Origin of the sequence: Microcoleus vaginatus FACHB-2002 (assembly GCF_040004035.1) — a bacterium.
In the GTDB taxonomy this organism is placed as follows: domain Bacteria; phylum Cyanobacteriota; class Cyanobacteriia; order Cyanobacteriales; family Microcoleaceae; genus Microcoleus; species Microcoleus vaginatus_C.
This window is the reverse complement of sequence record NZ_JAMPLN010000021.1, coordinates 94,905-116,082: the sequence shown is the minus strand read 5'-3', so window position 1 is coordinate 116,082 and position 21,178 is coordinate 94,905. Positions and strand designations below refer to the sequence as shown.

20 protein-coding genes are annotated in these 21,178 nt (G+C 46.0%); 9 read left to right on the top strand and 11 right to left on the bottom strand.

Annotated features, from left to right (window positions below):
- Window positions 1-22 precede the first annotated feature (22 nt).
- On the top strand, window positions 23-514 hold the full coding sequence (locus tag NDI35_RS18555) for a YajQ family cyclic di-GMP-binding protein (protein ID WP_445176031.1): 492 nt from the start codon (window positions 23-25) through the stop codon (window positions 512-514).
- A gap of 91 nt (window positions 515-605) precedes the next feature.
- Here the strand turns inward: NDI35_RS18555 and NDI35_RS18550 are convergent, their stop codons facing one another.
- The 8 genes from NDI35_RS18550 to NDI35_RS18515 form a co-directional block, all read right to left on the bottom strand.
- A complete protein-coding gene (locus NDI35_RS18550; RefSeq protein ID WP_445314023.1) occupies window positions 606-2,267 on the bottom strand; it encodes a mucoidy inhibitor MuiA family protein in 1,662 nt (553 codons plus the stop codon).
- A gap of 63 nt (window positions 2,268-2,330) precedes the next feature.
- A complete protein-coding gene (locus NDI35_RS18545) occupies window positions 2,331-2,930 on the bottom strand; it encodes a Uma2 family endonuclease (RefSeq protein ID WP_445314022.1) in 600 nt (199 codons plus the stop codon).
- 113 nt (window positions 2,931-3,043) lie between these two features.
- Window positions 3,044-3,934: a methylenetetrahydrofolate reductase gene (locus NDI35_RS18540; protein ID WP_333370730.1), complete on the bottom strand. Its 891-nt coding sequence runs from the start codon at window positions 3,932-3,934 to the stop codon at window positions 3,044-3,046.
- Between the two features lie 152 nt (window positions 3,935-4,086).
- Window positions 4,087-5,097 carry a tryptophan--tRNA ligase gene (gene trpS / locus NDI35_RS18535; protein WP_445314021.1) on the bottom strand — a complete coding sequence of 337 codons (1,011 nt, stop codon included), beginning with the start codon at window positions 5,095-5,097 and terminating at the stop codon, window positions 4,087-4,089.
- A gap of 310 nt (window positions 5,098-5,407) precedes the next feature.
- Window positions 5,408-5,773, bottom strand: a complete 366-nt coding sequence (locus NDI35_RS18530; RefSeq protein WP_445314020.1) for a hypothetical protein — start codon at window positions 5,771-5,773, stop codon at window positions 5,408-5,410.
- A complete protein-coding gene (locus NDI35_RS18525; RefSeq protein ID WP_445314019.1) occupies window positions 5,766-5,978 on the bottom strand; it encodes a hypothetical protein in 213 nt (70 codons plus the stop codon). The genes NDI35_RS18530 and NDI35_RS18525 overlap by 8 nt, the downstream gene beginning before the upstream one ends.
- Window positions 5,979-6,005: 27 nt before the next feature.
- Window positions 6,006-6,218 carry a ribbon-helix-helix domain-containing protein gene (locus NDI35_RS18520; protein WP_445314018.1) on the bottom strand — a complete coding sequence of 71 codons (213 nt, stop codon included), beginning with the start codon at window positions 6,216-6,218 and terminating at the stop codon, window positions 6,006-6,008.
- A gap of 239 nt (window positions 6,219-6,457) precedes the next feature.
- Complete coding sequence (locus NDI35_RS18515) at window positions 6,458-7,573, bottom strand: HlyD family secretion protein (RefSeq protein WP_445314017.1); 1,116 nt, start codon at window positions 7,571-7,573, stop codon at window positions 6,458-6,460.
- A gap of 334 nt (window positions 7,574-7,907) precedes the next feature.
- Here NDI35_RS18515 and NDI35_RS18510 point away from each other — a divergent pair, with 334 nt between their 5' ends.
- The 3 genes from NDI35_RS18510 to NDI35_RS18500 all read left to right on the top strand — a co-directional run bounded on the left by NDI35_RS18510 (window position 7,908) and on the right by NDI35_RS18500 (window position 10,833).
- Window positions 7,908-8,135, top strand: coding sequence for a secretion protein HlyD (locus NDI35_RS18510; RefSeq protein WP_445314016.1), 228 nt, complete (start codon window positions 7,908-7,910; stop codon window positions 8,133-8,135).
- A gap of 169 nt (window positions 8,136-8,304) precedes the next feature.
- A complete protein-coding gene (locus NDI35_RS18505; RefSeq protein ID WP_445314015.1) occupies window positions 8,305-8,487 on the top strand; it encodes a hypothetical protein in 183 nt (60 codons plus the stop codon).
- Between the two features lie 135 nt (window positions 8,488-8,622).
- Window positions 8,623-10,833, top strand: coding sequence for a peptidase domain-containing ABC transporter (locus tag NDI35_RS18500; RefSeq protein WP_445314014.1), 2,211 nt, complete (start codon window positions 8,623-8,625; stop codon window positions 10,831-10,833).
- Between the two features lie 296 nt (window positions 10,834-11,129).
- Here the strand turns inward: NDI35_RS18500 and NDI35_RS18495 are convergent, their stop codons facing one another.
- On the bottom strand, window positions 11,130-11,522 hold the full coding sequence (locus NDI35_RS18495) for a Fur family transcriptional regulator (RefSeq protein WP_333152368.1): 393 nt from the start codon (window positions 11,520-11,522) through the stop codon (window positions 11,130-11,132).
- 143 nt (window positions 11,523-11,665) lie between these two features.
- Here NDI35_RS18495 and purS point away from each other — a divergent pair, with 143 nt between their 5' ends.
- The 5 genes from purS (at window position 11,666) to NDI35_RS18470 (ending at window position 19,664) form a co-directional block, all read left to right on the top strand.
- The gene (gene purS / locus NDI35_RS18490; RefSeq protein ID WP_333042010.1) at window positions 11,666-11,950 is read left to right on the top strand and encodes a phosphoribosylformylglycinamidine synthase subunit PurS; all 285 of its coding nucleotides are present in this window, start codon (window positions 11,666-11,668) and stop codon (window positions 11,948-11,950) included.
- A 305-nt stretch (window positions 11,951-12,255) separates the two neighbouring features.
- Complete coding sequence (gene purQ / locus NDI35_RS18485) at window positions 12,256-12,957, top strand: phosphoribosylformylglycinamidine synthase subunit PurQ (RefSeq protein WP_445314013.1); 702 nt, start codon at window positions 12,256-12,258, stop codon at window positions 12,955-12,957.
- A 328-nt stretch (window positions 12,958-13,285) separates the two neighbouring features.
- Window positions 13,286-14,089 carry a DUF4058 family protein gene (locus tag NDI35_RS18480; RefSeq protein ID WP_445314012.1) on the top strand — a complete coding sequence of 268 codons (804 nt, stop codon included), beginning with the start codon at window positions 13,286-13,288 and terminating at the stop codon, window positions 14,087-14,089.
- 249 nt (window positions 14,090-14,338) lie between these two features.
- Window positions 14,339-16,381 carry a P-loop domain-containing protein gene (locus tag NDI35_RS18475; protein WP_445314011.1) on the top strand — a complete coding sequence of 681 codons (2,043 nt, stop codon included), beginning with the start codon at window positions 14,339-14,341 and terminating at the stop codon, window positions 16,379-16,381.
- Complete coding sequence (locus NDI35_RS18470) at window positions 16,374-19,664, top strand: tetratricopeptide repeat protein (protein ID WP_445314010.1); 3,291 nt, start codon at window positions 16,374-16,376, stop codon at window positions 19,662-19,664. The genes NDI35_RS18475 and NDI35_RS18470 overlap by 8 nt, the downstream gene beginning before the upstream one ends.
- A 43-nt stretch (window positions 19,665-19,707) precedes the next feature.
- Here NDI35_RS18470 and NDI35_RS18465 read toward each other — a convergent pair whose 3' ends face one another.
- Both NDI35_RS18465 and NDI35_RS18460 read right to left on the bottom strand, forming a co-directional pair.
- Complete coding sequence (locus NDI35_RS18465) at window positions 19,708-19,992, bottom strand: hypothetical protein (protein ID WP_445314009.1); 285 nt, start codon at window positions 19,990-19,992, stop codon at window positions 19,708-19,710.
- A gap of 198 nt (window positions 19,993-20,190) precedes the next feature.
- Window positions 20,191-21,105: a peptidoglycan DD-metalloendopeptidase family protein gene (locus NDI35_RS18460; RefSeq protein WP_445314033.1), complete on the bottom strand. Its 915-nt coding sequence runs from the start codon at window positions 21,103-21,105 to the stop codon at window positions 20,191-20,193.
- Window positions 21,106-21,178 lie beyond the last annotated feature (73 nt).

The window sequence follows — 21,178 nt, the reverse complement described above, 5'->3', positions numbered from 1 at the left end:
ACCCATTACCAATTACTAATTTATGGCTGCTAGTTATTCCTTTGATATTGTCAGCGATTTCGATCGGCAAGAATTAGTTAACGCTGTTGACCAAACTGTGCGGGAAATTCAAAGCCGCTACGACTTGAAAGATACCAAAACTACCGTGGAATTGGGCGCAGAATCAATTACTGTCAATACGGACAGCGAATTTACTCTCGACGCAATTCACACTGTTTTGCAAACTAAAGCCGCCAAGCGGAATTTATCTTTGAAAATTTTTGATTACGGCAAAGCTGAACCTGCTAGCGGCAGTCGGGTGCGTCAAGAAATTAAACTAAAAAAAGGAATTAGTCAGGAAATCGCGAAACAAATTACTAAATTGATTCGGGATGAATTTAAGAAGATTCAAGGTTCGATTCAAGGAGATGCAGTGCGGGTGTCTGCTAAGGATAAGGATGATTTGCAGTTGGTGATTCAACGCTTGAAGCAGGAAGAGTATCCCGTGGCTTTGCAGTTTACCAATTACCGCTAGATTTGATAGTTTCTCGGGACTTCAGTCCTCATACGTGCTGACGAATCAGGACTAAAGTCCTGACTCCAAACAAGTTTTTATCGACTTAATATTAAATATCTAAACCCGTGACTGTTAAGTCGGGAGGATGTTCGACAACAAACTGGTAATATAACTCTTGCTTTGCTTGCGGCGGCAGAGACATTATCCATTCTAGCAGTCCCATTTCACCTGCTACTATCTTCGGATTAGTGAGAGTCGATCGCACTTTAATTTGTTCATTACGGCTGACTGGCAATTGCTCTTTTAGTGTCAGGTGTACCTGCACCTGATGCAAGTTTGTCACATTTAAGCGATAAGCGTAACTCATGCGCCGCTGCTGGCCGATCAGTTTTTTATCTACTTGTCTTTCCACTAATTCCCGCTCTATTTTCAACCCTTCATCTATTCCTAAATTCAGTTTAAATTCCTCACCAGGCGAAACATTATCCAATTTTACGGTACCAACAAAAGTGTTGTCGCGAAAGATATTTGCTTTACCGGGTAGAAGAGTTGCACCTGTCAGCGGATTTACAACAACTGCTTGTAAATAGGCAAAACTGACTAATCGCGGGACGGCTATATATTCTGGTTTAAACGGATAATTTTCGCTAAAAATCGTCACTTTGTGCGGTGTACCGTCGCTGGGAATCTTGGTATTTCCGCCTACTTGAAATGAGACAGTGCCTCCTTCTCTTGATACTTTGGCTGTGGCTGTTGTAGCGTCTATGGGTTCGGGTGCGGCAGCAGCAGGGGGCATAGCCATCATTGCTAATGGTGCCGCCTCTGCCATATCTAATTCATAGTATGTTGCCATTTCTGCTGCCTCAGTCTGTCGGCTGCGCTTCATCGAAAAGTCTCGGTGTTGAGCAGATTTTGGGTAAACAGTATCGATAAACCAAGGTTCCAGTTTTGGTGGCAAAGTTCCCATTCCCGGTTTTGCTGTGGATAAAGTTAGCCCTACTCCCGTCCAATCTTCGCCTGTATTTTGATTGACTTCGGCTAAGTAATTGAGATTAATTTGGTTGTTGGTAGTGTTGACTCGCAAGTCGTAAAGGGGAGTCCAGCGGGCTCCCATGACTACATAGGAAACTTCTAGTTCAAAATTGCCGGTGCCACTGGGTTCTATGGCAACAATGATGTTAAAACTTTGCTGAGAATGGGGAGTTTGTACTTGCCGCAACTGCTGCAGCAAAGCTTCTATTTGCTTGTCTAATTCGCGCTGCTGTTTTTCGTGCTGGGCGATCGCACTTACATATTTTAGGTAATTAGTTCCTAAAAAGTTGAGCAATTCGCCAGTTTCGTTTAAACCTACCTGCTGTTTGGCGATGCTGCTGGAAAAGAAACCGACGCTTTTTTCGCTCAAACCTTCCACAAATTTGAGCTGAATTTTTCGGGCGGTTATTTTGTCGTTAATTCCCCGTCTTTGGGTTTGTAACTCCTGAATTTGTTGGGTTAATTCGGCAGTGCGATCGCCCACTGGTTCGCTGCTAAACACTGTTTCGGTTCGCACTCCCAGCAATCGCACTGCAACTGTACCCGCACCCGTGGCCCTGACTGACTCTGTTTCGAGGGTTGCGGGAACAGAGGCGATCGCCAATTCTCGCTCGTTTCCCGTCAAAGCGACTGTACCGCGCCGAGTCACCAAAGCGCGATCGGTATAAACTGTAACTTCTGATATGCTAGTATTTAGTGTTTTAATGGTATCAGAATTAAGTATTTCTGAGTCAGTCATTGCCAGTGGCTCCTATTTAATAACCGTTTAGTCGATCGAGCTATTTCAAAAATAGTTTATTTGTCAATTTTCCCGATCGCCCATGCCTCTAGCAAACTCCTCAAGCGCATCCAAAGGTGAAGCAAACAAAATGCAGCGTTTAAGCAAAGACAAGTCTAACTCAGGCAGCACTTCGCTGCTAGTAATGCGATCGTAACCTTCCTCTCGCAGATGGTAAAGCTCTAGAGTGCCATCTTCCCAAAACCAGACTTCCGGGACTCCCATCCGTCGGTATTTCTGAAGTTTAATCGGACTACCGCTAGTGATAACACTCTCAATACATAAATCTGGAACATCTTTAATAGTTCCAAAACAATAAGACAAATCTGCCTGATACTCGACTTGATATTCGACCATCTGACTATAAGTACCGCTGGGAAAAAATACAATTCTTCTTTGCCGAAAATACTGTCCCATTAGCAAGCCCATCAAACACCTAATCGCTTCCTGCAACCTTCCAGTACCTACAATTTCTAAAACTCCCTCACAATAAAATAAGCGTACATTCGCCACGTCTTCCAAACCAGCTTGAATAGCCTTGAATTGATGCCATGTCAAACCGCGGCAAGTGAAACGTTGTTCGACTGCGGGAGAAGTGGTGGGATTGTCTACAGTTTGAAGCATGATTGTTTTATTGATGTTCAAAATGGTAGCGCGGGAGTGGGCGGGTTTACGAGTTTACTAAATCCTTCATTTTAGGCATTGATAGTTGGTAAAACCCGCCGCTACGTTTAATCTTAGCTTAGTGGCTCGATTCCTGCCAAATCCAAAATTTGAGGAATTAAATCTTCTCGTTTGACGGCCATCATGTGAACTCCTTGACAAATCTGCCGCGCTAGCTTGACTTGTTCGGCAGCAATTTTTATGCCTTCCTGCAAGGGTTCGGGAGCTTTTGCTAAACGATCGATCGTCTCTTGTGGGATGTGAACTCCCGGCACGTATTTTTTAATAAATTCAGCATTTTTAGCTGATTTAAACAAAAATATTCCTGCTAAAACTGGCTTGTTGCAGCCCGCAGCAACGTGGTGCATAAACTTATCCAAAACTTCAAAATCAGTAATTAATTGACTCTGAAAAAACTGTGCTCCAGCCTCTACTTTTTTCTCAAATCGACTTTGCAAACCCGACCAACTGGGGCATTGCGGATCGACGGCAGCACCGACAAATAAATCGGTAAATCCGTCTGTTAAAGGTTTGTCATTCCAGTCTTTGCCGCCATTCATTTTTTGAATGACTTGTAACAGTCGTACTGATTCAAAGTCGAATACACTTTTTGCTTTAGGATGGTCGCCCGCTTTGACGGGATCGCCTGTAAGTGCTAATACATTGCGAATGCCTAAAGCGTGGGCTCCCATGAGATCCGCTTGCAGGCCAATTTGATTGCGATCGCGACAAGCAACTTGACAAATTGGCTCAATTCCGTGCTGCACTAAAATCGCCGAAACTGCTAGGGGGCACATTCGCATCACTGCGCGACTCCCGTCGGTGATATTAATGGCGTGCACTCGGTTTTTGAGGCGTTCAGCCATTTGAATTGTGTGAGTCATGTCGCCACCTTTTGGTGGGGCAACTTCGGCGGTAATTATAAATTCTCCGGGGGTGGTGCAGGCTGTGCGAAAACGGTTCATGATTATTTGTCTGTTATTGGTTATTTGTTATTTGGCAGTTGACAGTTGACAGTTGGCAGTTGACATTTGACAGTTGGCAGTTGGCAGTTGTTAGTGGGCCGTTGGTAGTTGTTATTCTTAACCAGTAACCAATAACAACTAACAACTAACAACTAAACAGGTAAAGAATAACCGAAAGCTGTCTTAACCTTAGTTAGAGTTTGATTAGCAATAGCTTCTGCTTGTTCTCTTCCGCGACGTAGTACAGACTCTAAATATCCCGGATCGTCCATTATTTCCTTGTATTTATCCTGAATTGGTTTGAGGGCATTAATTGTTGTCTCTGTCAGCAAGGGTTTAAAATCTCCCCAACCCATGTTTTCACACTCCGCTGCTACTTCTTCCTTAGATTTGCCGGAAAGCAGGAGATAAAGTGTCAGCAAATTTCTAGCTTCGGGGCGATCGGGGTCGTCAAACGTCAAACCCCTCACGGCATCTGTTTTGCAGCGCTTGATTTTTTTGGCGATCGCATCTGGCGAATCCAATAAATTAATTCGACTTTGTTCGGAAGGGTCAGATTTTGACATTTTGCGCGTGCCATCTGTCAAACTCATCACCCTCGCACCGTCAGTCCGAATTAACGGTTCGGGAAGTTTCAATACTGGCTTTTCGGGTGTGCCGAATTGGTGATTTAATCTGATTACAATATCGCGGGTGAGTTCCAAATGCTGTTTTTGGTCTTCTCCCACTGGCACTTTGTCGGCATCGTAAAGCAAAATGTCTGCTGCCATTAACACGGGATAATTTAGCAAACCTGCATTGACATTTTCACCTTGTTTAACTGCTTTTTCTTTAAACTGAATCATATCTTCGAGCCAGTTAATCGGCGTAATGCAGTTGAGCAGCCATGCTAGTTCTGTGTGCGCCGAGACGTGGGATTGCACGAAAATAGTAGAATATTCTAAATCGATGCCGCAAGCTAAATACAGTGCGGCGATCGTGTAAGTGTCGGAGGCTAGAGTTGCTGGATTGTGCGGTGCGGTAATTGCGTGCAAATCGACTACGCAGAAGTAATTTTCGTACTGACTTTGACCTTCTACCCAGTTGCGAATGGCACCGAGATAATTGCCGAGGTGAAGATTGCCGGTTGGCTGAACTCCTGAAAGAACGCGCTGTTTGCCCATGAGGAAAGAATAGAATTGAACTCACATTTCTATATTGACACGTTATTTCAATTTCAGAGCCTATTCGTTAAAATTTACCAAAAATTCGGGTAATTCGGGAATCTCTATCGCTTCGGCGCAGGGACGATTCTGCCAAATAACGGCTCTTTTTACTTGGAATACTGGTATACAGATTGGAAATTTGAGATGGGAGATTTGAGATTGGCAATTGCAGTTACCGCATTGATGACGGGCGCGGTTTAAACCCCATATTATCAAACAAAGTCCGCCTTCGCGGACTTAAGATAATTAATCAGAAATACTGAGATTTCTACCCAATTTCAGCGGGTTGCAAAATCTCATTAACAGGCTTTCCTCGTTTTAATTCAACCCATTTAGACTCAACGGGTTCATAAGCGCAATAACATACCGCGATGCACAGGTTTGTGTCGCTCGAAGAGAACTGGTGGATACTCTTAACAATCCAGTTTCCATCTCGACCGTGGGTGATTCCGTTGCCGGGATCTTCGAGGTTTGCATACTCTCGCACGCGATCGCCGATTTGAGGCAATTTCCCCGAAAAGTCCCACTCTGTTGCCAAAATATCGGTCAAGCCACCGACGGGCAGTAGCTTGCGTTCTTCCCAGCCATGCGCTGAGAGTGATTCAGCTTTAAAGACTATCCAAGTTTCATTCATCGTCGGTATCTCCAAAACGACTGTCCTCAAAAGAGGTTTGTTCGCCATAAAACACGCAATTGACCTTGAGAATGCGATCGCTTGTTTGTTCGATACGCTTCAACCTCCATCTGTACTTGCGCCCCATATCCCGGCACTTCTCCGGGTCAGTAGCGCTGTGTATGTTTTCTGGTTCTGACGGTTCTGGTTCTACTAGGTTGGTCACTGTTTTAAATACTAGACACCTGTTTATCTATTTGCTAGTGCCTCCTTTTCCGGCTCGATCTTGCTGGATGAGCGGGTTTTGGTTTGGCTGGCTGTTCCGCTTTCCTTGAACTGCGGCTGTCACAATTCGCTCTACAAGATTGCTCATAGTCCGTCCTTCCTCCTTAGCCCATACCGTTAAGTCGTCTCTAATATCCTCATCCAAAACGAAATTAATTCTAGGTCGCCTGTACTTCCCCATTGGTTGCGAGTTGGTTAGTGGTTAGTTACCAGCTTAGGACGTTAGATTAACTTTTGGATTGGTGGATTAAGATAGTTGACAGTGGCATCTACTACAATCTACAATATACCTACGATCGCCAAATGTCAAACAAAGAACAAATATAAAGTAAGGTGCGTCAGTCGGTAAAATCCAAATTTATCAGACTAACCTCAAGACTGACGCACTATACAGGCTAATGCCCAATGACTGTTGACTCATTACCAATCTGTCAGCAACCTTGCTTTCCGCAAAACAAATGTCAGAACAGTTTCTTCGCCGGTAATAATATCGGCTCTGCCTTCCATTCCCGATTGAATCGAATACTGGCGGGGGACATTAGCCTGGGAGTTTCCGAAGAATTGGCCGTTGGCGGATTTGAGTTTTGTTAAATAAGTTTGTTCGGGCTTAATTGCCACTTCGTAATAAGCTGTACCTAAATTATTAGTGGGATTTTGAGGGGCGATCGCATCTGGGGCGATTTCGCTGACAGTTCCTTTTAATGTGCCGTAATCGGGGAAAGGCAAAGCGGAAATCCTGATCTGTACGGGTTGGCCGATTTGGATGCGGGCGATGTCTTGGGATGTCACCTTGGCTTTTACTACCAGGGGTACGTCGCTGGGGACGATTTGGGCGATCGCGCTGCCGGCTTGTACGCTTTGACCAGTATTTCGTACTTCCAATCTGAGAATTGTACCATCAGCGGGCGCGCGAATCACGCTATTTTCGAGTTTTAAGTCAATTTGATTTAGTTCTTTTTTAGCTTGAATCAATTGTTGTTGAAGGGACGATTGCTTGACGAGCAAAACCCGCCGACTTCTGCCCAGTCTTTCGGCGACATCTGGCAGCGATGTGGCGAATTTTATTAAAGCGGATTCGATTAATTCCTGTTGGGCGGAAGTTTCACTTTGGATGGTTTTAAATTGGGCGCTGGCCAAAATTTGATTTTCTAAGTCGCGCAGTTGCTGGTTGATTTGCTGTGCTGCTGTTTGAGACTGATTAATTATTTCTTGTAACTGCTTTTTTTGAGCGCCCAAACGCGAAGCGTCTACAACTGCGATCGCATCTCCTTCTTTTACTGTCTGATTCTCGCTGACAGCAATGCTTTCGACGGTTCCTTCGGTGGCGGCTTGCACGACGCGCACTTCTCCGGCTGGACGGACGATCGCGTCTGCTTTGACTGTAGCGCTGTATTTGGTGACGCTAGCGAGGGCGATCGCCCCGCCAAACGTCGCCACCATCAAAATGCCCCCCAAAGTCGTCCAGCGGCTGACAGGGGGCAAAAACTGGTCGTTATCAAAGGTTTCAGCGGGTGTGGCTTCGGGAGTGAGAGACATGGCGGCAAGGGGGAGAGGGGAATAGTTTGGAGTTTGGAGTTTTGAGTTAGGGGGAGGGAGAGATCGCTGATTTGTTTTGTCACTTTTACGATCAGCTTTCCGGAAACCAAGCATAGGTTTAGAAGTCTAAATCAAAATTCACAGGGTAAAGGTAAAAATCCGCACAGCTTTGCCGTTCTCACCCACAAACTTCCCCAATTATCAAGAGGAGTGAAGCCAGCGGGCGACTGTCATGAAAATACGGCGTTTCCGCCATGACATTTGGCGCTGTTACCGGGTTTTTCCTGTATGCGTAGGTAGTAAGTAAGTACATAGGTATTAATAGGAGTTATTTATGCCAGAAAACCAACAAGGTTCACTCTTCATCGAAGTAACCGATGGAGAATCTGCTACTGTCAACGGTGGCAGCATTACCAGCGGTGTTAGCGGTGCTAAAAGCAACAGCGAGACGGATAACAGCAGCAGCTATCGCCTGAATATGCTGTTTTTCCTGCCGCAGCCTAGCCAGCTTTATCTGTACGATCCGAGGCGCGCTATCCCTTACAAAACCCTAGTGGTTTAGATAGCTGAGTCAAGTTGTGCGATAAAATAAATTTTGAAAATTTATCCGTAGTATTCCGGATGTCGCACAGGACTACAAGAAGTATTACTCAGTATTTACACTAAAAACTAGAAATTAAATAATATTTCTAGTTTCCCTTCAATTTTATTAAGTTAAACGGAGTCTAATCATGAAAGAAACAAAGGACAATTCACTGTTTGCTGAACTCACCCCTGAAGAATCAGCTAGCGTCAACGGCGGTTACTATTATGCCAATCGATACAATTGTCACCGACAGCGGCGCAGTTGGGTCGTGTACCGCCGGAATTGCGACGGTTCATACAGAAGAGTAGTCCGCTACGCCTACTACTAAAGTTTAGTGCTAGTCAATTCAGATCTATAACTGTGGAATCGAGAAAGCACCCATAACTTTATGGGTGCTTTTTGCTGATTGGGTAGTTGGTGATGAGTAATCTTCTTTATGCTCTACCATTATTCATTTTGCAAAATGTTAAAGAACATCCCTTTGATCGGCAAAATGCCATTATTCGGACAAGTTAACAGGTTTAAGAAATACCAGGTTGTTCTCCAGCAGAGCGAAGAAGATTGCGGGGCGGCTTGTTTGGCTTCGATCGCGAAGTTTTACGGACAAAATTTTACTATTAGCCGCTTGCGAGAATGTGCGGGCACCGGCCAAAAAGGGACGACTCTGCTGGGTTTGAAACAAGGTGCTGAGGCGATCGGCTTTAATGCTCGATCCGTGCGAGCCGCGGCTGCTATTTTAGACCAAATTGAGGAAGCGCCTTTACCGGCAATTATTCATTGGAGCGGTTATCACTGGGTTGTTTTGTACGGAAAGCAGGGCGACAAATATGCGATCGGCGATCCGGCTGTCGGTATGCGCTATGTTTCTAAAGCAGAATTAGCAGCAGCTTGGACAGATTGGCTGTGCTTGCTAGTAGAACCCGATGCTGAGCGGTTTTTTGCCGCAGCAGAGGGTCAACCGCCCGCCAATTCCTTAGAAAAATGGATGCGCCGGATTGGGATTTATCGCCCGATTTTAATGGAAGCATTTTTGCTGAATGTGGTGTTGGGTTTGCTGTCGATTTCTTCGCCTTTTTTAGTTCAAATTCTCACCGACGACATCCTGGTGCGGGGCGACAGACAACTCCTGGCGAGTGTGGCGATCGCAGTTATAGTTATGAACCTTTTTAGCAGCAGTTTAGGATTGGTAGAGTCGAACTTAATTGCTCAGTTTTCCCAGCGTTTAGAATTGGGATTGGTGATGGAATTTGCGCGCAAATTCCTGCGATTACCTTTGAGCTTTTACGAAACCAGACGCAGTGGCGAAATTGTCAGTAGATTACAAGATATCCAAGAAATAAATAAATTAGTTTCTCAAGTCGCTATCAGCTTGCCTAGTCAATTTTTTATAGCTGTAGTTTCTTTTATTTTTATGTTATTTTACAGCAAAGAACTGACTTTAGCAGCTACAGCTATAGCTCTGTTAATGACTGCCTCTACAGTGATATTTCTGCCCGTGTTGCAGCAAAAAACGCGCAGTTTATTTGTGCTGGAAGCAGAAACTCAAGGCGTTTTAGTAGAAACTTTTAAAGGCGCGCTGACTGTCAAAACTACTACCAGCGGACAGCAACTTTGGGAAGAATTTCAAACCCGCTTCGGTCGCTTAGCAAAGCTCACTTTCCGCACTACACAAATTGGCATTCTCAACAATATATTTTCTGGTTTTGTTGCCTCTGCTGGCAGCATTACTCTGCTGTGGCTTGGTAGCGGTTTGGTGATTGACAAGGTATTGAGTATAGGTCAGTTGCTAGCCTTTATTAGCATGAATCAAAACGTCACTACTTGGGTAAATTCGCTAGTAGGATTTACTGATGAGATGACTCGCGTGCAGACAGCTACTCAACGGCTGTCGGAAGTCATCGACGCTGAACCGGAAACTAAAGACGATACGAATAAACCTTTCGTAACAATTGAAGACCGCGACGGTATTGTTTGCAAGGGTGTTAGTTTTCACTACCCCGGCAGACTTGACTTGCTGGAAAATTTTTCTGTCACATTTCCGGGCGGTCAAGCAATTGCTTTAATCGGCAATTCCGGCTGCGGAAAAAGTACGCTAGCAAAAGTAATTGCTGGTCTGTACCCGCTGCAATTCGGTAATATTAGAATTGGCGGTTACAACTTACAGGATTTGTCTCTTGACAGTCTCAGACAGCAGGTAGTATTGGTTCCTCAAGAAGCGCATTTTTGGAGCCGTTCGATTCTCGAAAATTTTCGTTTGGGCAGTCCAGATATCAGCTTTGAACAGATTGTTAAAGTTTGCAAAATTGCGGGGGCGGATGAATTTATCAGCCAATTGCCGGATAAATATCAAACTGTTTTAGGGGAGTTTGGAGCGAATATTTCTGGCGGCCAAAGACAAAGATTGGCGATCGCCCGCGCCATTCTCAACAACCCACCCGTATTGATTTTAGACGAATCTACCGCAGGGCTTGACCCTGCAAGCGAAGCGGAAGTTTTAGAACAATTGTTGATGTACCGGCACGGGAAAACGACGATTTTTATCAGTCACAGGCCGCGAGTGATCGATCGCGCCGATTGGATTATCATGTTAGAACGCGGCCGGTTGAAAATGCAAGGCTCGGCTGCAAAATTGCGATCGATTCCAGGAGACCATTTAGAGTTTTTGCATCCTTGAGCTAGTTAATAAAACGACAGGTTGAAATCTGTCGCTACACAAACAAAACCCGCCTGCGCGGTTCGACACCGAGTCAATCGATTTTAGATTTTAGATTTTAGATTAAAGAATTGAAGCATTGACCCCACGGATAAATTCGGGGGGCAAGTTTCATCGGATACAGGTTTTTTATTTCTCGACGGATGAATCCGGGGGCTTTTATCCTGGAGGCTTTCGGTCAACAGTCAACAGTCAACACTCAATAATCATTTCGCTCGTGCAACCGGAATAGATATCACTCATGACTAATAACTTCTCTAAGATTCTTGAGCGAGAGTACATCGATCGCACAATCCGAAAAACTCCAAAGTGTGATAATAAATCTTAAAAGAATGAGATTGTTGTAGTTGGCTTTCTAAGTGGTGGACGGGGCATTCGTCGATCGTAATGGAGGTGCCACATTCCAGACAAGTTAGGTGGTGTTGGTCTTGGTGGGCGGCACCGTAGAGAGACTCGCCACTAGCGAGAGTTCTGACGTGAACGAACCCCTCTCGCTTTAAACCGTCGAGGGAACGGTAAACGGTTGCTAGGCCCATGCTTTGGTCGCTGTTACGCAGTTCTAAGTAGATATCTTGCGCTGAGAGCGATCGATTCAAGTGCTTGAGCAAGTGTAAAATACGCTCCTGACTGCGGGTGCGGTTGGTTCTCATAATTTTTTTGTGTAATCTGCTGGAATCAAATCTGTCGCTATTTCTAGGCTATCTTACTTGGGCTAACCAAATGGCGATCGGCGCGCTGCTCGGTTGTAGAATACAATGGGGCTAACTTTCACATCACCTACCGCAACATTCCCGTGACTCAGAAATATCTTGCCCAAATCTATGTTACCCTCCGCCCTTCTGTTTTAGATCCCGCCGGCACAGCCGTACAGTCTGGTTTGCAACACATGGGATACGACAATGTTGAGCGTGTGCGAATCGGGAAGTATGTTGAATTGACGCTGACTGCTGCTGGTGAGTCGGAGGCCCGCGAACAACTCGATCGCGTTTGCGACCAACTTTTGGCCAATCCAGTGATTGAAAATTATCGCTTTGATTTGACTGAAATTCCTGTTGCTGTGGAGACAGCGGCGGCATAAATGCGATCGTCCCTAGGGTGTTTTGAAACCCGGAGATCCCCCCTAACCCCCCTTAATAAGGGGGGGAGAATAGTGTTCAAAGTCTCTCTTAAAAAGGCGAGGACAAGAGCGTTCCAAGTCTTCGTTAAAAACACGAAAACTCGGAGCACTCAAAGTCAACCCCTACTCCCCTTCTTAAGGGGGATTTAGGGGGATCGAGACTTACATACAAGCGAGAAAAACATAAGATTTTAGTCTTATGTTGACACCTCTTCCTTCTTCCTTCTTCCCTCTTCCTTCTTCCTTCTTCCTTCTTTCTGCAGCTTATGAAATTTGGAGTTATTGTTTTTCCGGGTTCAAATTGCGATCGCGATGTGGTGTGGGTGACTCAAGGGTTACTCCACCAACCGACGCGGATGATTTGGCACGAAGATACCGATATTTCGGATATTGATATCATTGTAATTCCCGGTGGTTTCAGTTATGGAGATTATTTGCGGTGCGGCGCGATCGCCCGTTTTTCTCCAGCGATGCGGGCTACTGCGGAACACGCGAAACAGGGCAAACTTGTACTGGGTATTTGCAACGGTTTTCAGGTGTTGACTGAAGCTGGTTTGTTGCCCGGTGCTCTGGTGCGGAATGCGGGATTGAATTTTATTTGCGATCGCGCTTCTTTGAAAGTCGAACGCGGTAATACTCGTTGGACTGCGGCTTATACTTCGGGTGAAATCATCGATTTGCCGATCGCCCACGGTGAAGGCAACTATTATGCTGATGCGGATACTTTAGCAGAGTTAGAAGACCACGAACAAGTGCTGTTTCGCTACTGCACAGAGGCGGGCAAAATTAGCGATGCTGGCAATCCCAACGGTTCTTTAAATAATATTGCCGGTATTTGCAATCGGGCGGGCAATGTATTAGGAATGATGCCGCATCCTGAACGGGCATCCGATCCGATGTTGGGCGAAACTGATGGGGTGAAATTGTTTCAAGGGTTGTTGATGGCAAGTGTTGCTGCTGTTTTGTAGTTGATATTTGGGGTGTCTATAATTTTATGAACAGGCAAGATGCGTGTTCCACAGTAGATTAAATTTGTTGTGGGGTGGGCATCTTGCCCGCCCAAAATCAACAGGCAAGATGCCTGTTCCACAACAGATTAAATTCATCTACAAATAGACATCTCCAATAATTACTTTGGAACAGGCATCCTGCCTGTTTTTGACAAGCTTTAACTGGTTCCCAGGCTCCAGCTTGGGAACCTATATCCAGAGGCTCTGCCTCGCTTTAAAGCGACGAACCCTACAAAATTAAAAATGCTAAAATGATTTGAAAGTCAATACATCGGAGAACAGTCCTATGCCTTCACCTTTTCCTGGAATGGACCCCTACTTAGAACACCCCGATTTCTGGCAGGAAACTCATCATTGGTTAATTTCTGCGATCGCAGCATCCTTAGTCCCTCAAATTCGCCCTAAATATGAGGTTGCAATCGACAAACGCATCTATGAAATTACCGATCCAAATGACAGTAACAGCGACTCCCTTTTAGTAGGTATCCCCGATGTCGCGATTAAGCGTCAATCTAATAACCCGAATATTCCTACAGGTTCAGTTGCCACTGTAAGTATAACACTTCCGACTACCGTTAAAGTGCCTGCTCCTGAAAAAATTAAACAGACTTACCTGGAAGTGCGAGAAATGGCAACCAAACAAGTTGTCACCGCAATTGAAATTCTTTCTCCCGTGAACAAACGTAGTGGAGAAGGAAGAATTACTTATCTCAAAAAACGCCAGAGTATTTTAGGCAGCTTAACCAATTTAGTGGAAATCGATTTACTACGAAAATGGGAATCTATGCCCATTCTTAATAATTCTATTCAAAGCGATTATCGGATTTTAGTCAGTCCCAGTAATCGCCGTCCGTTTGCCGAACTTTATGCTTTTAATCTCCGCGATTCTCTACCTATATTTCCGCTTCCATTGCGTGAGGAAGATGTAGAACCTATTGTTAATTTACCAGAAATATTTGCAGGTATTTACGATCGCGCTGGCTATGATTATCGGATCGACTATAATCAAGAACCCGTACCGTCTCTATCGGAAGAAAATCGGGTTTGGGCAACCCAACTTTTGCAAGAAAAAGAAGTTCGAGATAATTAATATTGTCAGCAACAGGCAAGATGCCTGTTCCACAATAAATTTACTCTTTGTAGAACAGGAATCTTGCGTCAGCAACAGGCAAGATGCCTGTTCCACAATAAATTTACTCTTTGTGGAACAGGCATCTTGCCTGTTCATGAAAGACTTAGTGAGAATGGTGCATAATGTGGATTTCAACCCCCGACGGACTAAAGGGCAGCCGGCAAGATATAATTACTACTAACTTTTGAAAAGAAGAATATTTATTTTATGCCACTAATGGACTTAGCTAATTTTAAAACTAGGGTAATTGGATGCAGTGCGGTGATGGCTATTGGACAAGTTATTTCAAATGCGATCGCCAATCCGGCAACTCAAGCAGCAGCGGGTATTATCGGCGGCCCGATCGCACTTGGGGGAGTTTCTATCTTAGCAGCGATTGCTGGTAGTATGGCTGAGACTATGGCCGCTGATGAACTGGCAAATCGGATGACGGAACGGTTGAGCAAAAATCCGAGGATTCTCGATAATCACGATTTGATTAAGGCGGCGGGTGAGGCGATCGGCTATATTTTGAGAGAGGTTGCGAAGTCCGATCGCCTAATTGCGATCGCCGAAACCAAAAAATTGCCTTATCCAGAAACAGCACTCAGTCAATTAGCCGAGAAAACTCCTGAATACTGGCTGGATATTAACACGAATACAGCCGACTTGTCAAGGGGTTTAAATATTTCCGAAGACCAGTTAACCAAGATTTTTTCTGCGGATGCCGAGGAGTTCGATCGAGTTACCGGATTGACAACGGCAGATTGGGCAACTTTCCTCAACGAATTCGCGGCGAGCGAGGGCAAATCCTTCGATGCGGAAATTGTGGAATTTGTGGCGGCCAAGCTGTACACAACTTTCCCGAAAGCGTACCGCGAAGTGCTGAAACTGGATGCGGCGAAGGGAGGAGAAAAGTTTGCGGCGATGCTGTTGAATCTGCACCAAATTGCTTTGGCGGAACTGAGAGATTTGGGGCTGCAAAATGGGGAAATTATGCACAAATTGGAGGCTGTGGCAACTGGGCAGCAGATTTGTCAAGTGATGGGGAAATTGGAATCCATAGAAATTGGCATCCGATCCGATTTGGCGCAAGTTCAGAATTTGCTGGAACGATTTGTTGATACTTCCGCGCCCCGATTGCCGCTTCCCTACGAGTGCGAAACGATTATTCAAGACCGCACTCAAGACTTTACCGGCCGCCGATTTGTGTTTGAAGCAATAATTGAATTTTTGCAGAAAAATTCAAAAGGATATTTTGTTTTAGAAGCCGATCCTGGTGTGGGGAAAACTTCAATTATGGCAAAGTTAGTGCTGCTGATGCAGCGGCGCTGTGTTGTCCATTTTAACTCGCAATCTCAAGGTACTGTTAAGGCAAAGCAATTTCTGGAAAATGCCTGCACTCAGTTAATTCAAGCCTTTAAACTGGATTACCCAAAATTGCCAGAAAATGCGACTACAGATGGCAATTTTCTCAGTCGATTGTTGGGGGAAGTGAGTGCTAAACTGGGCGGAAAAAAGTTAGTTTGTGTTGTGGATGCCCTCGATGAAGTCGATCTGAGCGATCATGGGCGCAGCAATGTCCTTTATTTGCCAGATGCTTTGCCGGATAATGTTTATTTTATTGTCTCGAAGCGACCGGAATCTCTGCCTTTGCCAAATCATCAGGTTTTTGATTTGATGCAGTACAGTGCAGAAAGTTTGGCGGATGTCAAGCTTTATATTGACAAACGCACCAGCAACAGCGCGTCAATTCAGAGTTGGATTAACCGTCAAAATTTGCAGCGAGAACAGTTTGTGGCGGCGGTGGCGGAAAAAAGCCAGAATAACTTTATGTACCTGCGCTATGTGCTGAATGATATCGACAGCGGCAAATACAGCGATGTGAGTTTGCAAGATTTGCCGAGGGAGTTGTCAGGATATTATGAGAAGCATTGGGCGCGGATGGAAATGGCGGTTAAAGATAAGGAATTGCGCCGCCGGAAGTTGAAGGTGATTTATTTGTTGACCAAAACTCGCAAGCCGGTTTCTTGCGATCTTTTGGCGGATTTTGCTGAAGAAGATGCTTTAGATTTGCAAGAAGTTCTGGATGATTGGGAACAGTTTCTGCGCCGTAGCAGCGACACTCCGCCAGATTACAGTATCTATCACGCGAGTTTCCAAAGATTTCTGCATCGTAAGGATGTAGTGCAGAAAGCTGGGGTTTCGCTGCGGGATATCGAAACGGCGATTTCTGATAATTTGTGGGGGGATTTGTACGGCGATGGGTAAGTTTAAAGAACGGTTGGGGAAACTGTCGCCGAAAAAGCGGCTTTATGCTTTGGAAACTCTGCCGGGGCATTTGGCAGAGAGTGTTCAAGGGGAACGACTGCATCAGTTGTTGACGGATTTTGATTTTATTGAGGCCAAGCTGGATGCCTTGGGGGTTCAAGCGTTAATTGAGGATTATGATTTGGCGAGAATTTCTGATGTTTTGCTGTCGGAGGGGCAAACTGAAACTTTGCGGTTGATTCAAGGGGCAATTCGCAAGTCGGCGCACGTTTTGGAAAAGGATAAAACGCAACTGGCAGGTCATTTGTGGGGGAGGTTGGTGGATTTTGAACTGCCCCAGATTCAGGCGATCGTGGAACAAGCTAAGCAGTCGAGAAATAGTCCCTGCCTGTGGCCTTTGAGGGCTAATTTAGAGCGGCCGGGAGAAGGATGTCTGCGAACCCTCACAGCTCATACTGAGTTCGTAAGTGCAGTGGCGATCGCACCAGACGGCAAAACTGCGATTTCCGATTCAGGGGATACAACCCTGAAAATCTGGGACACCGAGAATGGTACCGAACTTTTCACCCTCACCGGTCATACTAGCTCTGTAAAAGCAGTAGCGATCGCACCAGACGGCCAAACCGCGATTTCCGCTTCAGAGGATAACACCCTGAAAATCTGGGACACCGAGAGCCGCACCGAACTATTAACCCTCACCGGTCATACTGACGAGGTACTAGCAGTAGCGATCGCACCAGACGGCCAAACCGCGATTTCCGCTTCAGCGGATACAACCCTGAAAATCTGGGACACCGAGAGCGGCACCGAACTATTAACCCTCACCGGTCATACTGAGGAGGTACTAGCAGTAGCGATCGCACCCGAGGGCAAAACCGCGATTTCCGCTTCAATGGATACAACCCTGAAAATCTGGGACACCGAGACAGGTACCGAAGTTAGAACCCTCACCGGTCATACTGGCGGGGTACCAGCAGTAGCGATCGCACCAGACGGCAAAACAGTGATTTCGGCTTCAGGGGATAAAACTCTCAAAATCTGGGACACCGAGAGCGGCACCGAACTATTAACCCTCATCGGTCATACTAGGGTGGTACTAGCAGTGGCGATCGCACCAGACGGCAAAACCGCGATTTCCGCTTCAGAGGATAAAACTCTCAAAATCTGGGACACCGAGACAGGTACCGAAGTTAGAACCCTCACCGGTCATACTAGCTTGGTACTAGCAGTAGCGATCGCACTCGACGGCAAAACCGCGATTTCTGCTTCAGGGGATGGCACCCTGAAAATCTGGGACACCGAGACAAGTAACTCACTCAGAACCCTCACCGATCATACTGGCGGGGTACTAGCAGTAGCGATCGCACCAGACGGCAAAACCGCGATTTCCGCTTCATGGGATAACACCCTGAAAATCTGGGATACCGAGACAGGTACCGAAGTTAGAACCCTCATCGGTCATACTAGGTGGGTAAATGCAGTGGCGATCGCACCCGACGGCAAAACAGCGATTTCTGCTTCAGGCGATAACACCCTGAAAATCTGGGATACCGAGACAGGTACCGAAGTTAGAACCCTCACCGGTCATACTAGCTGGGTAAATGCAGTGGCGATCGCACCCGACGGCAAAACAGCGATTTCCGCTTCAAAGGATGAAACCCTGAAAATCTGGGACACCGAGACAGGCAAGGATGAAACCCTGAAAATCTGGGACACCGAGACAGGCACCGAACTATTAACAACCCTCACCGGTCATACTTGGGGGGTATCTGCAGTCGCGATCGCACCCGACGGCAAAACCGCGATTGGCGCTTCATGGGAGGGCACCCTGAAAATCTGGGACACCGAGACAGGTACCGAAGTTAGAACCCTCACCGGCCATACTAGACCCGTATCTGCAGTAGCGATCGCACCCGACGGCAAAACCGCGATTTCCGCTTCAATGGATACAACCCTGAAAATCTGGGACACCGAGACAGGTACCGAAGTTAGAACCCTCACCCGTCATACTAGACCCGTATCTGCAGTAGCGATCGCACCCGACGGCAAAACCGCGATTTCCGCTTCATCGGATAAAACCCTCAAAATCTGGGATTTGCTTAGTGGCAAAGAAATTGCTAGTTTCAGCGGAGATGCTGAGTTTAGTTGCTGTGTGATCGCCCCTGATGGGGTGACAGTTGTAGCGGGCGATCGATCGGGCCGGGTGCATTTCCTGCGATTGGAGGGAATGAAAGAGTTTCCCGATTCCGCTCTCAGTGCGGATTCAACACTGCTAAATAATCCCGTTACTTTGTTCTACGATGGTTTTCTGCTGGCTAAAACAGGGCAGTATGAAGCAGCATTACTAAAATTAACTGAAGTTGCGAAGGTGAGGTCGGATGCGGCTGTTGTTTGGTTTGAACTCGGTAAGGTTTTGTACAATTTGCAGCGCTGTGAAGAAGCTGTCGCCAGTCTCGACAAAGCTATAGAAATAGAGGGGGAAAATCGAGATTTTTGGTTTTACCAAGGCTTGGCGTTGATGAAGTGCGGCAATCAAAATGCAGCCCGCAAAAGCTGGGATCGAGCTATGAGTATCGAGCCTGATGACTGGGATTTTTGGAGCGAACAAGGAGGCGAAGCGCTATTCAATTTGGAATGCTACGAACAAGCTATTTGCTGTTTTGATTTAGCGCTAGAAATTCAACCAAATAAAGCTTATTTATGGCATTGGCACGGCATGGCGCTGGAAATGGCTGAACGTAATGAAGAGGCAATATCCAGCTATGACAGAGCTTTGGAATTGGAGCCAAGTGATTGCGATATTTTGGGTAGTAGAGCTTATGCTTTGATGAAATTAGGTCGCTATGAGTCAGCGATAGATTATTTTGATAAGGCTTTACAAATCAACCCAAATGATTGCGATATTTTGGGTAGTAGAGCTTATGCTTTGATGGAATTAGGTCGCTATGAGTCAGCGATAGATTATTTTGATAAGGCTTTACAAATTAACCCAAATGATTGCGATATTTTGGGTAGTAGAGCTTATGCTTTGAGGAAATTAGGTCGCTATGAGTCAGCGATAGATTATTTTGATAAGGCTTTACGAATCAACCCGGATTATGCTAAGGTTTATTATAATAAAGCTTGCATTTACGCCTTGCAAAGTAATGTTGAGTTAGCGCTGGAAAATTTGCGGCGCGCGATTGAATTGGAACCGGAAACATATCGAGAGTTAGCGAAAACAGATGCGGATTTTGATGGGATTCGGGGTGATGTGCGGTTTCAGGAGTTGTTGTTGGGATGAGGGCGTGTCAGGACTTACCGACTCCGACAAAGAAACCGGGTTTTTACCGAATTTCTGGACTACAATCAAGTATCTTCGTAAAAAACCCGGTTTCTGGGCCCTCGCCTCCCACAAAAAAAACCGGGTTTTTGGCCGAATCTGTGGGTTGTAACGAAGTATTTTGGTAAAAACCCGGTTTCTGGGGCCCCGCCGATCGGGTTTTTTGTTGATCGGGCGATCGAATTTGAGAGAAATGTGCGATCGGGCAATAAGTTGTTAACAAATAAGTGATTAATGGGAACCCGATTAGTGCGATCGTTACTTGTTTCTCGGATTCTATCAGGTTCAAAAAGATTGTGAGGAAAATAAACGGGTTTTGCGTCAGTTGTTTTTGTAACTGAGTCTAGTAAAATGTTGGTAACATATTTTTGGGAATAGGCAATCGTGTAATAATTCTGCTGCCTATCTTTTTTAACCACAACACAGCTCAATCCTTACCCCGCCTAAATTTGGGGCGGGTTGTTACCCCCCCAGCACACTAACAATCCTATTTTTTAATAGTCGCTTGCAAATAAAGCAGCGGGTCTTCAGCAACCCAACCCAAACCCGAATTGTACCGAACTTCAAAATGCAAATGAGATGGCGGAATGTCCCGTTTTCCCGTCGTCCCCACAGTTCCCAAAACTTCTCCAGACTGCACTTTTTGACCGACTTTTACTGCAATATCTTTCAAATGAGCGTAGCGCGTTTGCTTCCCCGCTTCATGGTTCACCACCACTAAATTCCCGTAATCCCCCTGCGGCCCGGCAAAGGCGACAGTCCCCTCGCCCGCCGCCAAAACCTGCGTACCCTCCGAGGCCAAAAAATCTACCCCGCTGTGGAAAAAAAATTCGCGTCGCGCCGGATGCAATTGCCGCCCGTAACGCAAAGCTTCCACTGCTGGGGCCGGCAGCGGAAATCCTTGCACCGATGGCGTTGCATCAGGATTGATAGAAGGCCCGATCGACCTATTCACCGCTGGCACAAACACCGTTTTCCCCAAAGGCCTGCACCCATTCGCCTCAAATAGCAAATCTGCGGGCACTTTGTAAGCTTCTGCCAGTTTTTGCCAATTCCAGCCCGCAGGCACTTCTACCTCGATGCCACTGTACGGAGGAATGACGATCGCACTTCCAGCAGATACTCCACCGCCCCGCAACATCGGATTTATCCCGATCAGCGCCGCAGGAATCACACTGTACTGCCGCGCGATGCTTTCTATTGTTTCGCCTTGGGCCACCGTGTGGCGGCGCAACCGAGACATAGCCGGACTCGGGCAATCGCGGGCTGGGTCGGGGTTTTCCACAGGTGTACCTAAAGGAAGATTTGCAGGTGGGATCTCGGTATTTGCCGCCGTTTTCTCAACGGGTGCGATCGACCAAATTAATGCAAAAATCAGCGGAAATAAGCGTTTCAAAGTCATTATGTACATAAAAAAGTATTCCTTTCGGACAGTTGACAATTTTAAAATCCTGTAAAATTGCATATTTGAAAGC

Bases quoted from the DNA above. Each gene is read 5' to 3' on its own strand.
- NDI35_RS18555 (WP_445176031.1), top strand. From the start codon at position 23: ATGGCTGCTAGTTATTCCTTTGATATTGTCAGCGATTTCGATCGGCAA.
- NDI35_RS18550 (WP_445314023.1), bottom strand. From the start codon at position 2,267: ATGACTGACTCAGAAATACTTAATTCTGATACCATTAAAACACTAAAT.
- NDI35_RS18545 (WP_445314022.1), bottom strand. From the start codon at position 2,930: ATGCTTCAAACTGTAGACAATCCCACCACTTCTCCCGCAGTCGAACAA.
- NDI35_RS18540 (WP_333370730.1), bottom strand. From the start codon at position 3,934: ATGAACCGTTTTCGCACAGCCTGCACCACCCCCGGAGAATTTATAATT.
- trpS (WP_445314021.1), bottom strand. From the start codon at position 5,097: ATGGGCAAACAGCGCGTTCTTTCAGGAGTTCAGCCAACCGGCAATCTT.
- NDI35_RS18530 (WP_445314020.1), bottom strand. From the start codon at position 5,773: ATGAATGAAACTTGGATAGTCTTTAAAGCTGAATCACTCTCAGCGCAT.
- NDI35_RS18520 (WP_445314018.1), bottom strand. From the start codon at position 6,218: ATGGGGAAGTACAGGCGACCTAGAATTAATTTCGTTTTGGATGAGGAT.
- NDI35_RS18515 (WP_445314017.1), bottom strand. From the start codon at position 7,573: ATGTCTCTCACTCCCGAAGCCACACCCGCTGAAACCTTTGATAACGAC.
- NDI35_RS18510 (WP_445314016.1), top strand. From the start codon at position 7,908: ATGCCAGAAAACCAACAAGGTTCACTCTTCATCGAAGTAACCGATGGA.
- NDI35_RS18505 (WP_445314015.1), top strand. From the start codon at position 8,305: ATGAAAGAAACAAAGGACAATTCACTGTTTGCTGAACTCACCCCTGAA.
- NDI35_RS18500 (WP_445314014.1), top strand. From the start codon at position 8,623: ATGTTAAAGAACATCCCTTTGATCGGCAAAATGCCATTATTCGGACAA.
- NDI35_RS18495 (WP_333152368.1), bottom strand. From the start codon at position 11,522: ATGAGAACCAACCGCACCCGCAGTCAGGAGCGTATTTTACACTTGCTC.
- purQ (WP_445314013.1), top strand. From the start codon at position 12,256: ATGAAATTTGGAGTTATTGTTTTTCCGGGTTCAAATTGCGATCGCGAT.
- NDI35_RS18480 (WP_445314012.1), top strand. From the start codon at position 13,286: ATGCCTTCACCTTTTCCTGGAATGGACCCCTACTTAGAACACCCCGAT.
- NDI35_RS18475 (WP_445314011.1), top strand. From the start codon at position 14,339: ATGCCACTAATGGACTTAGCTAATTTTAAAACTAGGGTAATTGGATGC.
- NDI35_RS18470 (WP_445314010.1), top strand. From the start codon at position 16,374: ATGGGTAAGTTTAAAGAACGGTTGGGGAAACTGTCGCCGAAAAAGCGG.
- NDI35_RS18460 (WP_445314033.1), bottom strand. From the start codon at position 21,105: ATGACTTTGAAACGCTTATTTCCGCTGATTTTTGCATTAATTTGGTCG.